Source organism: Paenibacillus sp. FSL R5-0923 (genome assembly GCF_038009145.1).
Classification (GTDB): domain Bacteria; phylum Bacillota; class Bacilli; order Paenibacillales; family Paenibacillaceae; genus Paenibacillus_AQ.
This window is the reverse complement of sequence record NZ_JBBPAT010000001.1, coordinates 2,734,579-2,749,042: the sequence shown is the minus strand read 5'-3', so window position 1 is coordinate 2,749,042 and position 14,464 is coordinate 2,734,579. Positions and strand designations below refer to the sequence as shown.

16 protein-coding genes are annotated in these 14,464 nt (G+C 46.4%); 2 read left to right on the top strand and 14 right to left on the bottom strand.

Annotated elements, in window-relative coordinates; all coding sequences use genetic code 11:
- Window positions 1-40: 40 nt before the first annotated feature.
- From MKX35_RS12160 to MKX35_RS12120, 9 genes are all read right to left on the bottom strand, one after another.
- Window positions 41-1,372 (bottom strand): pyrimidine-nucleoside phosphorylase, encoded by a 1,332-nt coding sequence (locus MKX35_RS12160; protein WP_076284513.1) that lies wholly within the window; start codon window positions 1,370-1,372, stop codon window positions 41-43.
- A gap of 152 nt (window positions 1,373-1,524) precedes the next feature.
- Entirely contained in the window at window positions 1,525-2,349 is an 825-nt protein-coding gene (locus MKX35_RS12155) for a purine-nucleoside phosphorylase (RefSeq protein WP_076284512.1), read from the bottom strand.
- 45 nt (window positions 2,350-2,394) lie between these two features.
- Window positions 2,395-3,573 (bottom strand): phosphopentomutase, encoded by a 1,179-nt coding sequence (gene deoB / locus MKX35_RS12150; protein ID WP_076299538.1) that lies wholly within the window; start codon window positions 3,571-3,573, stop codon window positions 2,395-2,397.
- A gap of 227 nt (window positions 3,574-3,800) precedes the next feature.
- Window positions 3,801-4,694, bottom strand: coding sequence for a site-specific tyrosine recombinase XerD (xerD, locus tag MKX35_RS12145; protein ID WP_042190365.1), 894 nt, complete (start codon window positions 4,692-4,694; stop codon window positions 3,801-3,803).
- Between the two features lie 158 nt (window positions 4,695-4,852).
- Entirely contained in the window at window positions 4,853-5,086 is a 234-nt protein-coding gene (locus tag MKX35_RS12140) for a DUF4227 family protein (protein ID WP_076284510.1), read from the bottom strand.
- A gap of 162 nt (window positions 5,087-5,248) precedes the next feature.
- Window positions 5,249-5,713, bottom strand: coding sequence for a ferric iron uptake transcriptional regulator (gene fur, locus MKX35_RS12135; RefSeq protein WP_042129744.1), 465 nt, complete (start codon window positions 5,711-5,713; stop codon window positions 5,249-5,251).
- An 89-nt stretch (window positions 5,714-5,802) separates the two neighbouring features.
- A complete protein-coding gene (gene spoIIM, locus MKX35_RS12130) occupies window positions 5,803-6,453 on the bottom strand; it encodes a stage II sporulation protein M (RefSeq protein WP_076284509.1) in 651 nt (216 codons plus the stop codon).
- 81 nt (window positions 6,454-6,534) lie between these two features.
- Window positions 6,535-7,734, bottom strand: coding sequence for an endonuclease Q family protein (locus MKX35_RS12125; RefSeq protein WP_076284508.1), 1,200 nt, complete (start codon window positions 7,732-7,734; stop codon window positions 6,535-6,537).
- Window positions 7,725-8,297, bottom strand: a complete 573-nt coding sequence (locus MKX35_RS12120; protein WP_076299537.1) for an NUDIX hydrolase — start codon at window positions 8,295-8,297, stop codon at window positions 7,725-7,727. The genes MKX35_RS12125 and MKX35_RS12120 overlap by 10 nt, the downstream gene beginning before the upstream one ends.
- Window positions 8,298-8,374: 77 nt before the next feature.
- On the opposite strand from MKX35_RS12120, the gene MKX35_RS12115 reads away from it, so the two are divergent.
- Window positions 8,375-8,548 carry a hypothetical protein gene (locus MKX35_RS12115; protein ID WP_179085764.1) on the top strand — a complete coding sequence of 58 codons (174 nt, stop codon included), beginning with the start codon at window positions 8,375-8,377 and terminating at the stop codon, window positions 8,546-8,548.
- Window positions 8,549-8,767: 219 nt separating this feature from the next.
- Here the strand turns inward: MKX35_RS12115 and MKX35_RS12110 are convergent, their stop codons facing one another.
- Window positions 8,768-9,895, bottom strand: a complete 1,128-nt coding sequence (locus MKX35_RS12110) for a tripeptidase T (RefSeq protein WP_076299536.1) — start codon at window positions 9,893-9,895, stop codon at window positions 8,768-8,770.
- 98 nt (window positions 9,896-9,993) lie between these two features.
- On the opposite strand from MKX35_RS12110, the gene prli42 reads away from it, so the two are divergent.
- Window positions 9,994-10,095, top strand: a complete 102-nt coding sequence (prli42, locus tag MKX35_RS12105) for a stressosome-associated protein Prli42 (protein ID WP_094872112.1) — start codon at window positions 9,994-9,996, stop codon at window positions 10,093-10,095.
- 82 nt (window positions 10,096-10,177) lie between these two features.
- Here prli42 and lipB read toward each other — a convergent pair whose 3' ends face one another.
- The 4 genes from lipB to MKX35_RS12085 all read right to left on the bottom strand — a co-directional run bounded on the left by lipB (window position 10,178) and on the right by MKX35_RS12085 (window position 14,429).
- Window positions 10,178-10,888 (bottom strand): lipoyl(octanoyl) transferase LipB, encoded by a 711-nt coding sequence (gene lipB / locus MKX35_RS12100; protein WP_076284505.1) that lies wholly within the window; start codon window positions 10,886-10,888, stop codon window positions 10,178-10,180.
- Between the two features lie 57 nt (window positions 10,889-10,945).
- Window positions 10,946-12,316, bottom strand: a complete 1,371-nt coding sequence (locus MKX35_RS12095; protein WP_076299535.1) for a dihydrolipoamide acetyltransferase family protein — start codon at window positions 12,314-12,316, stop codon at window positions 10,946-10,948.
- A 91-nt stretch (window positions 12,317-12,407) separates the two neighbouring features.
- Entirely contained in the window at window positions 12,408-13,394 is a 987-nt protein-coding gene (locus tag MKX35_RS12090; protein WP_042190385.1) for an alpha-ketoacid dehydrogenase subunit beta, read from the bottom strand.
- A 3-nt stretch (window positions 13,395-13,397) separates the two neighbouring features.
- Window positions 13,398-14,429 carry a thiamine pyrophosphate-dependent dehydrogenase E1 component subunit alpha gene (locus MKX35_RS12085; protein WP_076299534.1) on the bottom strand — a complete coding sequence of 344 codons (1,032 nt, stop codon included), beginning with the start codon at window positions 14,427-14,429 and terminating at the stop codon, window positions 13,398-13,400.
- Between the last annotated feature and the right edge of the window lie 35 nt (window positions 14,430-14,464).

Here is a 14,464-nt window from a genome sequence, read left to right as displayed (position 1 = left end):
ATTTCAGGTCTTTGTCATGACAATAATTACATTTCCTTGGCTAGTACCGTGTTACTCCATCCTTCGTAACAAGCGCGAATACCAGTGGTAATGGTGGAACCGATTCAGAAGTAATACGGTAAGCTTCCAGCACCTTGCCCTCAGCTTCCTCTACTTTCTTATCACTGGCATCATTGATATGCAATACTGCAAGTGTATCCCCAATCTCTACAGCATCTCCAACTTTTTTAGAGAGTTGAATACCTACAGCCAAATCTATTACAGATTCCTTAGTTTCACGTCCTGCACCAAGCAGCATAGCAGCAATGCCGATTTCTTCTGCTTGAATCCCCTCAATGAAACCCTTAGTCTTCGCTTTCACTTCAATGAATCGTTTAGCAGCAGGGAGTTTCTCCGGATCATCGATTTGTGAAACATCTCCGCCTTGCGCACTCACGATCTGTTTGAATTTCTCCAGCGCTGTGCCATCTTCAATATGTGTCATCAGAATCGAACGAGCCTCCGCTTCATCCTTGGCTTTACCGCCAAGAACAAGCATCTGACTGCCCAGAATAAGGCAGACTTCCTGCAAATCTTTAGGACCGTGACCCTTCAAGGTCTCGATTCCTTCCTTAATTTCCAGCGCATTTCCGATCCCGTAACCCAGTGGCTGATCCATATCACTGATGATGGCAACAGTATTACGACCCAAATGGGTGCCGATATCCACCATAGCCTGGGCAAGCGCAATTGAATCATCAAGCGTCTTCATAAAAGCACCGCTGCCGGTTTTGACATCCAGTACAATGGCGTCTGCACCCGCTGCAATCTTCTTGCTCATCACTGAGCTTGCAATAAGAGGGATGGATTCAACAGTTGCTGTTACATCCCGAAGGGCATACAGCTTTTTGTCAGCGGGTGTAATGTTGCCCGACTGGCCGATCACGGCAGCTCCGATCTCCCCTACTTGATCAAAGAAACGCTCGCGATCCATCTCTATAGAAAAGCCAGTGATCGACTCCAGCTTATCAAGTGTACCTCCTGTATGCCCAAGTCCGCGGCCGGACATCTTCGCTACCGGTACTCCAGCAGAGGCTACCAACGGTGCAAGCACCACGGTGGTTTTATCTCCCACTCCACCTGTGGAGTGCTTATCAACCTTAATGCCTGCGATTGGGCTCAGATCCACTTGATCACCGGACATCGCCATTTCCATCGTTAGATCGCCGGTCTCCCGTGCGTTCATGCCTTGAAAATAAACCGCCATGGCCCAAGCGGCAAGTTGATAATCAGGAACTTCACCTTTACTATAGCCTTGAATTAGAAAGGATATTTCCTCACGGCTCAGCTCTCCACCGTCTCTTTTTTTCTGAATAATGTCGACAGCTCTCATTTTACACCTGCATTTCACGGACATTTGCGCGAGCAAATCCGATATATTTTGGTTTAGTTACATTAACTACCTGTTCATGCGTCAATGGCTTAAATTTAATCACTTGTGTCATAAAGATGACCTCCCAGTAATTCAAAATGCAGTGCCCGAAATTACATTTTCGGAATAAAGCCTAAGACCAGTTTCAAGAAACGTTCACGCACACGTTCTGCAGTTTCCATCACCTCTTCATGATTGAGAGGTTGATCCAGGATTCCCGCGGCCATGTTAGTAATACAGGAGATGCCCAATACCTCGATACCTGCATGACGAGCAACAATGGTCTCCGATACAGTAGACATGCCCACAGCATCGGCACCTAGCGTACGAAGCATTACGATTTCAGCAGGCGTTTCGTAGCAAGGTCCCAATAGACCTGCATATACGCCTTCTTTGAACTCGAAATTCTGCTGAGCTGCCGTTTCCTTCGCTACCTGGATCAGGCGGCGACTGTAGGCGGTCGACATATCTGGGAAGCGCACACCAAGTGCAGGATCATTAGGTCCTATTAAAGGATTCCGTCCAGTCATATTAAGATGATCCGTAAGAAGCATAAGATCACCCGGCGTGAAATCAGTGTTCACTCCACCAGCTGCATTCGTTACTAGTAAACTGGCTATACCAAGCTCTTTCATAACCCGTACAGGGAATGCCGTTACCTCCGGTCCATAACCCTCATACATATGAAAGCGGCCCTTCATCATCACGACTCGGCGGCCTTCGATCATACCAATTAATAGCTCGCCCTCATGTCCTTCTACAGTAGAAACAGGAAAGTGAGGAATCTCATCATACGGAATGCTTACTCCATCAGTAATAAGGTCTGCAAGCACACCGAGGCCTGAACCAAGGATCAATCCAATTTCCGGAGCCACCGGACATTTGTCTTTTATATAAATGGCTGCTTCTTGAATTTCTTTTTGAGTTAATGCGCTCATGGATGATCCTCCTTCATTGATGTTGTGGAGCAACCCACAACCCTTTTATTGCAGTTTCGCTAAAAAGCTTGTCCCATACTGCGGCGCCTTCGCACCAAAGTTATCAGCAATGGTTGCAGCTACATCAGAGAAGGTTTCACGAATGCCCAAACTTGCTGGATGTTTAAACCGCGGGCTATAGATTAAGAGCGGAACATATTCACGGGTATGATCAGTTCCACTATGGATCGGATCATTACCATGGTCTGCAGAAATAATCAATAGATCATCTTCACCGAGCGTAGATAGAATTTCAGGCAGGGCCTGATCGAACACTTCCAGTGCACGACCGTATCCTTCTGGGTCACGACGATGTCCATACAAAGAATCAAAATCCACCAAATTCGTAAACAGGAAACCGTCAAACGGTTGACGAAGCTGCTCAATAGTAACTTCGATTCCATGTTCATTGCTCTTCGTTGGATAAGAAGCCGTAACTCCTTCTCCTGTAAAGATATCGTTGATCTTACCAACCGCGATAACATCCTTACCGATATCAGTCAGCGCGTTCATTACCGTTGGTTCTGGCGGCTTCACAGCATAGTCATGCCGGTTTGGCGTCCGAACGAATTTCCCTGGTTCGCCAACATATGGACGAGCAATCACGCGACCAACCGAGAATTCTGGAGCCATCGTCAGTTCACGGGCTATTTTACAAGCGCTGTACAGCTCTTCGAGTGGAATGATATCTTCATGTGCAGCAAGCTGGAATACGCTGTCCGCAGAGGTATAGACAATCCAAGCACCGGTTTTCATTTGTTCTTCGCCGTATTCAACAAGAATCTCCGTACCGGAAGCCGGTTTATTCCCGATTACCTTACGACCAGTTGCCGCTTCGAACTTCTCAATCAATTCTGCTGGAAAACCGTCAGGATACGTATTGAAAGGAACCTCAATTTTCAGCCCCATTAGCTCCCAGTGTCCGGTCATCGTATCCTTGCCTACAGATACTTCCTGCATTTTGCCGTAGTACCCAGTTGGTGAAGCTACAGGCTCTAGCGGTGGCAGCGGAGCAATATTAGCTAACCCGAGTTTCTGGAGATTAGGAAGCTTCAAACCAGGAACACGATCCAATATATGACCAAGCGTGTGCGACCCAGCATCACCGAAATTCGCAGCATCTGGCGCTTCACCGATACCAACACTATCTAGAACAATAAAACCAATTCGTTTAAATGAGGACATAGTTGTCTTCACTCCTTTTTTAATATAGATATTCTTTCGTACCAACAAGAAGAAACGGCTGTACCGTCTTCCAGAAGACATACGCTTCCGAAGTCAGCGATACAATGTACCGCTTATCAGGTATCCGTTTCTGCTAAAAGATAACCTGCGGATCATTCCCCAGTCTATCCTTTCAGTATGATTCCATCATAACCATCTTACTCACAAAAAGCATCTTTAAAGCAGAATTATCGAGCTCTAGGATGGTGGCTCTCATATACTTCCTTCATATTCTTACGGGCTATACCGTTATAAATCTGAGTCGTCGAAATATCGGCATGACCCAGCATTTGTTGTACGGAACGCAAATCTGCTCCGCCTTCCAGTAAATGGGCTGCGAAGGAATGCCTAAGTGTATGCGGGGTAATATCCTGCTCAATGTTTGCTTCCCGTGCATATTTTTTTATGATTTTCCAAAAGCCTTGCCGGGTTAATCTTCCGCCTAGACTATTCAGGAACATGGCTGGTTCCTCCTGGTGATCACGAAGCAGCTTGTCCCGCATAAGTGAAGTGTAAGCCGCTACACTCTCAGCTGCAAGGGTTCCAATGGGAACTACCCGCTCCTTGCCAGAAGTTCCTGTACAACGCGCAAATTTCATATCCGTGTGCACATCATCCACGTTAAGTGAGATTAATTCAGAGACCTTAATGCCTGTTGCATAGAGTAATTCCAGCATAGCCTTATCGCGCATCCCTTGTGGCGTACTTACATCCGGCGCAGCCAATAACTGCTCTATTTCCGAAATGGTAAGCACCATCGGAGGTTTCTTATCAGGCTTCATGGTCTCCATGTCCAGTGTTGGATCCTGCTCAATCAAACGTTCCTTCAGCAAATAATGAAAAAAAGCACGGAGGGACACTGCGCTCCTGTTCAACGTTGCTGTTGCTCGACCAGCTCCGCGTAATGAGCCGAGATATAATATCACATGCGATCTTCGGATCTCATCAGGCTGACTAGCCCCCCGCTCTTCAGCGAACTCCAGAAACTGCGATACATCCCTACCGTAAGATTCCAGTGTATTCGGGGACAAGCCTTTATCTCCGGACAAATAATGTAAAAACGGCTGCAAGTGTGACTTCATTATTTCACGCTCCTGTCCTGGCGCAGCTACTCATAGTGACTTCCTGCAGCACATTCAGCATGAGGGTTCTGCAGATGTGTACATTTAGTATACGCTGCATGAATCCACCTTGTTTTCTTCGACATTCTTCTCGCTTGTTCCTGCTTCCTGCGAAGCTTTCATTCTCCATACCAGTAATAGAAGCGCAAACGCTGTCTTGTATCCAGACCATCATCACTACGATCGGCATGATCAAAAGCCCGAACAGCGGAGCCTTCAGGAATTCCATAATTCTCTATCGGACTGATCCATTCACCAAGCCAGCTCATAGCACTGTAGAGCAAATAGCTTAGAGCCACAAACATGATCATAAAATACAGCTTTCGAACTGTTTTGGGCACAGAAACGATCATATGGACGCCTCCCTCTAACATACAGTTAAGATCTGCTCGTCCTTCACCTTATGCACCAAAACGGACTGATATGTATACCTCCAATAGACCAATCATTTAAAAAGCTCTCTCCGGTAAAAAAACCGGGGAGAGCTTATGAAGTGAATTTCATTATAAGATGACTTAGGACGGATTTCCGTTTGAATTATTCTTATCGCTACACCGATAGCATATCCCATGAAAATCAAGTCTATGATCAAGCACTGTGAAATTAAATTCTTTCTCCAGTCGCTCTTCTAGCGGACCTAACCAATCCTCGCGAATCTCATCCATACTACCGCATTGCACACAAATTAAATGATGATGATGGTGCTTCGCAGTATCTGTTCGCAGATCATAACGGGCGACACCGTCACCGAAGTTAATCTTTTCTACGACGTGAAGCTCGCTAAGAAGTTCCAGGGTACGATATACAGTCGCAAGACCGATCTCGGGAGCTTTCTCTTTCACGAGCATAAAAACATCTTCTGCGCTAAGATGATCTTCCTCATTCTCCAGCAGCACTCTTAAGGTCGCTTCCCGTTGGGGTGTAAGCTTGTATCCTTGGGATTGTAACTGTTGCTTAATTTTGTCTATCCGAGCTTCCATTGTCTCCCTCCCCCTTGGAAAATAACCTCACCGGTCTTCAAACCACTTCTTCCATTATAGGGGGTGTCGCTTTGAGAAGTCAAACGCTTTTACTGCAAGCCCAAGGTAGTCACTGCTTGTACAAGTGAAGGAGTAACCCAGCGCATCATGATCGGCGTAACATAGGTCTCAAAACTAGAAATGCCCAGAATCAACAGTGCCATTACAAGTGACAATATGGTGTACATAGTAAAAGGTCGAGTCACTGGCGTCCGACGTTGTCCTAGCACTCGGCTACGAATCATCTGTAAGGAAAAGGCGATCGCCGCTGCACTACTTACTAACAACACAGGAATCAGTACCAGATTGTGCGGAGCCACGGAGACTAATGCGAACAGCATTCCATGCCATGAATATTGACTTACTAGACAACCGACCGTAAAGCCGATCAATACCCCTTTAAGAAAATCAAGAATCAAGATTCCCGGCAGCCCGATGACTGATAATCCAAGGATCCAGATCAGCCCAATCCATTTCAGATTTAAGGCCGCTATACTCCAGTACGAATCAGGTGCTGCGGGTAGACCCTGCTGATCAACCGTTACAAAGAAATTTCCTAGATAATCCCCCAGCTCCTGTTGCTGATCCATCGTAAGCGCACTAACGATAAGAGCTCCAAATACAACACCTACCAGAAATAATACGCCGACAAAAATATACAGAGGCGTCTGTTCCTTCATCATCAGCCTTAAATTACGCATCGAGACGTTCCCCTTTCCGGTTACATGTTACACCATATGAGAAAACGTCCCGCGATATGACTTGTCCTTAGGACAATAACTCTACTTTCCAGGTTGTACGACTTTACCGTATGTTCCCCCACCGCCTGCTGATAATTCCAATATGCCTGAGCGGGCCCTAACGATCATAGCCGCCAAATCCACTCCTACTACGCTAGCAATTTCCGCTTCACCACAACCATGTAAAATGTTCATCTCCGTGCCAAAAGCTTGCAGTAACGCGTTCATCTTAGCCTTCCCGAGGCCTGGAATAAATTCAAGTGGAACCTGATAGTGATAAGGCGGACGGTTTGCGGGTACTAGAGGCGTCTTGCGGTCTGCGATATCTAGGATCCGGTCGAATACACCTCTCACCAATTTAAGACTGCCACAATACTGGCAGCGTTCCGATGTGACATAAGCTTCGTCAATAATACTGCCACAACCTCCGCAGTAGGTTCGGTGGTATTTACCCAGCCGGGGGTTAAGTCCGAAATTGGCAGTTACCTTCCGCCCTTCCTTACGTTCTAGTGCGAGTCGTAGTTCAGCAAAAGAAGGTCGTGCCAACGCCATTACATTATACTCGCGACCTAGTTTGCCCAGTGAATGCGCATCAGAGTTCGTTAGGAATGTGAAGTCATCCAGCTCAGAAAGATAACCCGCCATTTCCGAATCTGCACTCAGCCCTAGCTCAACTGCTGCTATGCGATCCAGATCAAATATGTCTGCCATACGCTCCGCTGCACAGCCGTACAAGCCCTTGTGAGGCGTGAATATATGTGCAGGGATAAGAATGCCTCCCCGCCCATAAATCTCATCCTGAAGCTCCCTAGCCGGAGCATACAGGCGCTGGGAACTTAGATTCACATTCCGCATATAGCGGCTCATCCACGCACTAAAATCGGTCATGCGCTCCACGTCCGGCATGTAGGCGAGCACATGGCACTCTTTTCGCCCAGGCTCGCGGATTTCAATCTCTGTTCCCAGAATGATCGTAGTCCCTCGGTAAGCAATCCCTCCACCTTCAGCTAACGTCATCTCTCCAGATTCCAAGGAACGCTGAATATCACGTAGAACGCCTGGTGAATGACTATCAATAATACCGATCATTTCTAGTCCCTTGCGCTCTGCAGCCTCTTTGGCAATGCCCGCAAAGGTAAGCTCACGGCTGCCGCTGATTTTGACCGCTTGTCCTTCCGACGTTCGTCCAATATGAACATGCAGATCGCAATAGAAACTTTTCAATTCAGTTGTTAATTCCATTGGCCTGTCAGCGTGTATAGATGCCAAGCATACACTGCCATCATCGTCTTCGCGTCCGCGATGCGCCCGTCAGCCATATATTGATACGCTTCCTCCAGGGTAAGCTCCGAAACTTCAAGAAATTCGTCCTCGTCCAGGGACATATCCCCTGGCTTTGCATTAGTAGTCACATACAAATGAATAATCTCATCGGCGAAGCCGGGAGAAGTATAGAAGGATTTAAGCAATTTCAGATCTCCACTGTGAAATCCAGTCTCTTCTTGAAGTTCACGACCAGCCGCAACTAATGGATCTTCACCTTTATCCAGCTTCCCAGCCGGAATTTCTACTTCAGTGCGTTGCATGGGCTGACGGTATTGCTCTACAACAAGCATTTTGTTGTTGTTTAAAGCAAGCACCGCTACGGCGCCGGGATGCTTCACAACTTCACGTGTCGCAGTATTTCCATCAGGCAGTCTCACTGTGTCCACCTGTAAAGATATAATCTTCCCATCAAAAACAGGCTGTGTAGACAATGTCACTTCATCAAGCTCGGGTTTGCTGTGCAAATGTTGTTCTCCCATAAAGTTTCTGGTCTCCTTTTTCTCTATTGTGCATACGGTGTATTATAGCAAACTTAAAGGGAAAGAAGGAATTTCAGATGAACGAAATCTTCAGCCGTACAAGCTCATCCGCAGTTACAATGGTAGGTAAACCGGAGGAAATCAAGGCCATTTTAGCTAGGTGGATAGAGCGGTATGGGCCCGATATGCCTCTCTCATACATTCTCTCCCTAAAGGATCAATCCAAGATCATTCCAACCAAAGCAGGTTAAATTCACTCTCTCCTTTAGGATTTAATCATACATGTGCATCCGAATATAGAGGTGTCCCAAAAGGCGATAAATTTGCTTATAGTGTCATCTGGGTCCTTTAGCCTCAAATAACTTTTTTGGATGCCCCTAAATCTGGCTGCATTAAACTCCCCATAAAAAAATACAGAGCAGCAATCCACCGTTACGGTAGGATCGCTGCTCTGTTATTTTATAAGAAGGTTAGCCCTTCACACTCTCTTTAACAATATTTACTACAAGCTCAGCCACTTTAACGATATCTTCGGCTTTAATCCGTTCCTTAGTGGTATGGATATGCTCGTATCCTACAGCGAGATTAATGGTCGGAACATCTAGGCCATTGAATACGTTAGCGTCACTTCCTCCACCAGAGTGGAACAGACGGGGCGTAAGACCCATAGAAGTGATAGCCCGCTGTGCAAGCTGTACCACTGGATCATTTTCATTAAAGCTGAACGCCGGATAAATAATTTCACTGCGGAATTCGCATTCTGCACCGTATTCGCGGACAGTGGTCTCCAGTGCTTCACGCATCAAGGCGATTTGATCGCCAACTTTTTCCTGCACGATACTACGTGCTTCTGCGTCCAATTGAACGTGATCGCACACCACATTCGTAGGTCCGCCGCCAGCGAATTTACCGATATTCGCAGTCGTTTCGTTGTCGATCCGACCAAGCTTCATGGCAGCAATTGCTTTGCTGGCTACTTGAATCGCACTGATGCCGTCTTCTGGATTAACACCTGCATGAGCTGATTTTCCGAAGATTTGCATCGTAATCTTAGCTTGTGTAGGTGCCGCAACTGCAATCGCACCGACTTCACCATTGGAATCGAGTGCGAAACCGAAGTCTGCATCCAAATTGCTCGGATCCATCGAACGTGCACCTAGCAATCCAGATTCTTCACCCGCAGTAATTACGAACTGAATCTGACCATGTGGCAATTTTTGCTCTTGAATCACTCTGATCACTTCGAACAGTGCAGCTAGCCCAGCTTTGTCATCTGCTCCAAGGATCGTAGTGCCGTCACTTGTAATCCATCCATCCGCGCCGAGCGTAGGCTTGATATTTTGTCCAGGAACAACTGTATCCATGTGACAAGTGAACAGTAGCTTTGGCGCAGATCCACCGTTCTCAGCCGGCCAGGTAATGAATAGATTACCCGCTCCATGTCCAGTTCTTTCCTGGGAATCATCTTCGGTAACCTCTAAGCCAAGAGCGTTAAATTTGCTCTTGAGCACATCGGCAATCTGCCGCTCATTTCTTGTTTCACTATCAACTTGGACAAGCTCCATAAATTCTTGAATCAATCTGTCTTGTGAAATCACTGGACTTCCCTCTCTTTCGTGAATACGTTACAATGGTTGTACAGAAAGACCATCCATCTTCATGCTATTAACTTAAACTAAATCTAAAGGAGTTACTCATGCAACGTAATAAGTGGTTCAAAATCTTCATCTACGTCATGTTGTTCGCCATGATTGCCTCTACGCTCTTTATGGTTATCGAGCCTTTCCTTGCAGGATAATCTCTTCACAAGGAACATTGATAATAGCGGCTAGGGACCCCCTTGCCGCTATTTGGCTTGCCTGTTAGTTCGTTATTAAACCTTAAGCCATAGTGCCAAAAAACTCATCCTGCTCTTCATAAGGAAAGTGTCTTAGGAAATATGGAACCAATTCTTTGGCCACATCTTGTAGTTCAAAATGACGACCTGCACACTCCTCTAGGGAAGTTACTCCAAATTCAGTGATACCGCATGGAATAATCCCTTGAAAGCCGTATCCAGATATTCCTTCAGAAATGTTAAAAGCAAAACCATGGCTAGTAACAAACCCTCTTCGGAATTTGCTTTTGTTAAACTTAACACCAATGGCACAGATCTTCTCGTCGCCAACCCATACCCCTGTATACTCCGGCTTCCGTTCTCCTACAATTCCGTAGGATGCCAAATAATCAATAATCACTGCTTCCAGACTGCGCAAGTACCCGCGTAAATCCACCTTACCTTCTTCACCGAGCATAAGGATCGGATAACCTACAAGCTGACCCGGTCCGTGATATGTAATATCTCCTCCCCGGTCGATTTCAAACAGCGCAATTCCTTTTTCTTTGAGCTGCTCTTCATCTAGAAGAAGATGTTCGGGATGATTCTGTGAACCAATAGTATAGGTAGGCGGATGCTGCAAAAGAATCAATCGTTCCGGTTGCTCACCAGCATCAATGGCGTGCACACTTTCCTTTTGCAGATCCCAAGCCTCCCCATACTCCATAATAGGGTCATATGAAATCTGCAGCTTACGAATATCCGAATTATTCATACCGTCAGGTCCCCTTTTTCAGTCTCATGCCTGCACAGTTTGGCTCGTTATTATTTTTTAGTAAAGTTTCGTATCTGGGGTATATCCTTCAATGTTATCCTTGACGCGTTGCAAGAAACGACCGCAAATCACTCCGTCCAGAATCCGATGATCCAGCGACAGACAAATATTAGCCATTGACCGTACACCTATCATATCGTTAATGACCACAGGTCTTTTTACAATCGATTCAAACGTTAAAATCGCTGCCTGTGGATAGTTAATGATTGGATAAGAAAGAATGGAGCCAAATGAGCCGGTGTTATTTACAGTGAAAGTCCCTCCCTGCAAATCTTCCAGACTCAGTTTGCCTTCGCGGGTTTTTTGTGCCAATTCATCAATCTCACGTGCCAGCCCGGCAACGTTTTTCTGATCGGCCTTCTTAATTACAGGAGTGATAACCGAATCTTCAGTACCTACCGCTAACGAGATATTGATATCACGTTTGACAATAATTTTGTCTACAGCCCAGACAGAGTTCATAATCGGGTAATCCTTAATCGCACTCACAACAGCCTTCATCATGAAAGCCAGATAGGTTAGATTGATACCTTCCTTACGCTTGAACTCATCCTTATGTTTATTGCGCAGTGCGACCAGATTAGTCACATCTACCTCAATCATTGTCCAAGCATGCGGAATCTCCGAGACACTTTGGCGCATTCTTGTAGCGATTGTATTCCGGATTGGTGTTACATCAATCAGGTATTCCGAACTGCTGCCTCGTCCACCCTCGACTTCAATTGTTGGAATACGAGGAGATTCGCTCAAATGTAGACCCGAATGGCGAAGAGGCTCTTCCGCCTTCTTCTCTTGGGCTTGAACGAACTGTGTTGCAGGCGGTTGTGACACCACTGGGGTTGGTTGACTAGCAGAAATCGAAGCTGGAGATGTAGCTCCGCCACTATCGATGAAGGCCAGCACATCCTTACGGGTAATTCGGCCACCCATACCAGTACCCATAACTAAAGTCAGGTCGATGTTATGCTCAGCCGCCAAAGTCTGTACCGCAGGAGAATAGCGTGCACGCATCGTATCGTTAGCAGTTGAAGTCGCACTTTGTCCTGCAACATTATTAGAGGAATTAGCTGCAACTGTGTTAGTGTTAGTCACGTTTGCAGCAGCAGATGCAGTCACAGGCACGGCAATACGACAAATGACTTCGCCGACATTGACAACCTGACCTTCTTCCGCCAATAGTTCACCCATAACTCCATCTATCGTTGAAGGCAATTCAGCATTTACTTTATCTGTAATAAGCTCACATATTGGTTCGTATTGCTCTACCGGATCGCCCGGTTTCTTCAGCCATTTGCCGATCGTCGCCGATACTAGCGATTCCGCCAGCTGCGGCATGATCACGTCAGTCAACTTTTGGTTGTCAGACATCTTTTCACTCCTCAAATGTTTTACGAAGTAAAACTCACTTCGTAAGCATAATCTTAAAAGTTTTACGAAGCTTCGCGTCCACTCAACTATTTTAATATTGCGCCAGTCGAAGCATTTCCGCCTTCACTTTTTCTTTGCTAAGCATGAAGAACTTCTCCATTGGAGGGCTGATAGGCATCGCTGGAACATCGGGACCACAAAGACGGAAGATCGGCGCGTCTAGTTCAAATAGACAATGCTCAGCGATAATCGCCGCCACTTCGCCACCAATACCGCCCGTTTTATTGTCCTCGTGCACAATAAGAACCTTCCCTGTCTCACGAGCAGCTGCTATGATCGCCTCACGATCAAGAGGCTGCAAGGTCCGCAGATCCAGAATATGCGCTGTAATGCCTTCTTCGCGCTCCAATTCTTCTGCTGCTTGCATCGCAAAATGCAATGGCAAACTATAACCAATAACCGTAATATCTGTTCCCTTACGCAGCAGATTAGCTTCGCCAATTGGAACGGTGTAATCACCTTCTGGCACTTCTTCCTTGATCAGCTTATAGCACTTTTTGTTCTCGAAGAATAAAACCGGATCAGGATCACGAACGGCTGCCTTCAAAAGTCCTTTTGCATCGTAAGCAGAGTAAGGTGCGACAATCTTCAATCCTGGTGTACCGAAGAAAATCGATTCCGGACACTGAGAATGGTACAGACCGCCGAATACACCGCCGCCGATAGGCGCACGTATGACAACCGGGCAATTCCAATCGTTATTTGAACGATAGCGGATTTTGGCCGCTTCGCTAATGATTTGATTCGTTGCTGGAAGCATGAAGTCAGAGTACTGCATTTCAGCAATCGGCTTCATACCATACATAGCTGCACCAATCGCCACACCAGCTATAGCTGATTCCGCTAACGGTGTATCTAGAACACGTTCTTCTCCGAACTGTTCTTGCAGGCCTTTTGTTGTTGTAAATACGCCACCTTTGAGCCCCACGTCCTCACCAAGCACAAACACGGATTCATCGCGTTCCATTTCTTCCTTCATCGCGAGCCGAATGGCATCGATATATTCCATTATAGCCATGATTTATGCTCCTCCTTTCAGGTCGGAATCACTGTAAACATGCAGCAGTGTATCTTCCGGTTTCGGGAACGGAGCGTTGTCAGCATATTCGATAGCTGTTTTAAGCTCAAGATTGCATTCAGCAATAAGATCTTGTTCTTGCTCGTCACTCCAAAGTCCCAGACCGATCAAATAATTACGGAATCCTGCTACGCCGTCCTTCTTCCAATTCTCATCAACCTCTTCTTTGGTCCGATAAGCCAAATCATTGTCCGAGGTGGAGTGTGGAGATAAACGGTACATCATGGCTTCGATTAACGTAGGACCTTCACCCGCAAGTGCTCTTTCCCGAGCTTCCTTAACGACACGATATACTTCCAGTGGATCATTGCCGTCTACACGCACACCTGGAAACCCATAACCCAGAGCACGATCGCTGACCTTACCGCCAAGCTGTTTGTGAGCAGGAATAGAGATCGCGTACTGATTATTCTGACACATGATAATAACCGGCAGCTTATTCACTCCGGCAAAGTTACAAGCTTCATGAAAATCGCCTTGGTTGCTAGAGCCTTCCCCGAAGGTTACAAATGAGACGAATTTTTTCTTTTGCATTTTGGCTGCCAAAGCAAAACCAACCGCATGAGGGACCTGCGTGGTTACAGGACTTGAGCCTGTCACAATACGCAGACGCTTACTACCAAAGTGACCTGGCATTTGCCGCCCACCACTGTTTGGATCTTCTGCCTTTGCGAACACAGACAGCATCAATTCACGAGTAGTCATACCCACGGAGAGTACGAAAGCATAATCACGGTAATAAGGTAAAAAATAATCATTCTGCCGGTCCAGCGCAAATGCTGCTGCTACCTGACCCGCCTCCTGGCCAATGCCGGAGACATGAAAGTTAATCTTGCCAGCGCGCTGAAGCAGCAGACTGCGCTCGTCGTATTTACGTGCGAGCAGCATATATCTGTACATATCGATGACCTGGCCGTCACTTAGTCCAAGCTGCTTATGTCTGTTAATCGTTTCTACAGTATCTTGGGATTCCATAAAGAGATACCTCCTTATTCATAAAGCCTGAGTCT

What these genes read in the sequence shown, in the direction of transcription:
- prli42 (WP_094872112.1), top strand. Translation starts at nt 9,994, where the DNA reads ATGCAACGTAATAAGTGGTTCAAAATCTTCATCTACGTCATGTTGTTC.
- spoIIM (WP_076284509.1), bottom strand. Translation starts at nt 6,453, where the DNA reads ATGCGTAATTTAAGGCTGATGATGAAGGAACAGACGCCTCTGTATATT.
- MKX35_RS12095 (WP_076299535.1), bottom strand. Translation starts at nt 12,316, where the DNA reads ATGTCTGACAACCAAAAGTTGACTGACGTGATCATGCCGCAGCTGGCG.
- MKX35_RS12155 (WP_076284512.1), bottom strand. Translation starts at nt 2,349, where the DNA reads ATGAGCGCATTAACTCAAAAAGAAATTCAAGAAGCAGCCATTTATATA.
- MKX35_RS12140 (WP_076284510.1), bottom strand. Translation starts at nt 5,086, where the DNA reads ATGATCGTTTCTGTGCCCAAAACAGTTCGAAAGCTGTATTTTATGATC.
- lipB (WP_076284505.1), bottom strand. Translation starts at nt 10,888, where the DNA reads ATGAATAATTCGGATATTCGTAAGCTGCAGATTTCATATGACCCTATT.
- MKX35_RS12120 (WP_076299537.1), bottom strand. Translation starts at nt 8,297, where the DNA reads ATGGGAGAACAACATTTGCACAGCAAACCCGAGCTTGATGAAGTGACA.
- MKX35_RS12160 (WP_076284513.1), bottom strand. Translation starts at nt 1,372, where the DNA reads ATGAGAGCTGTCGACATTATTCAGAAAAAAAGAGACGGTGGAGAGCTG.
- MKX35_RS12090 (WP_042190385.1), bottom strand. Translation starts at nt 13,394, where the DNA reads ATGGCTATAATGGAATATATCGATGCCATTCGGCTCGCGATGAAGGAA.
- MKX35_RS12115 (WP_179085764.1), top strand. Translation starts at nt 8,375, where the DNA reads ATGAACGAAATCTTCAGCCGTACAAGCTCATCCGCAGTTACAATGGTA.
- deoB (WP_076299538.1), bottom strand. Translation starts at nt 3,573, where the DNA reads ATGTCCTCATTTAAACGAATTGGTTTTATTGTTCTAGATAGTGTTGGT.
- fur (WP_042129744.1), bottom strand. Translation starts at nt 5,713, where the DNA reads ATGGAAGCTCGGATAGACAAAATTAAGCAACAGTTACAATCCCAAGGA.
- MKX35_RS12125 (WP_076284508.1), bottom strand. Translation starts at nt 7,734, where the DNA reads ATGGAATTAACAACTGAATTGAAAAGTTTCTATTGCGATCTGCATGTT.
- MKX35_RS12085 (WP_076299534.1), bottom strand. Translation starts at nt 14,429, where the DNA reads ATGGAATCCCAAGATACTGTAGAAACGATTAACAGACATAAGCAGCTT.
- xerD (WP_042190365.1), bottom strand. Translation starts at nt 4,694, where the DNA reads ATGAAGTCACACTTGCAGCCGTTTTTACATTATTTGTCCGGAGATAAA.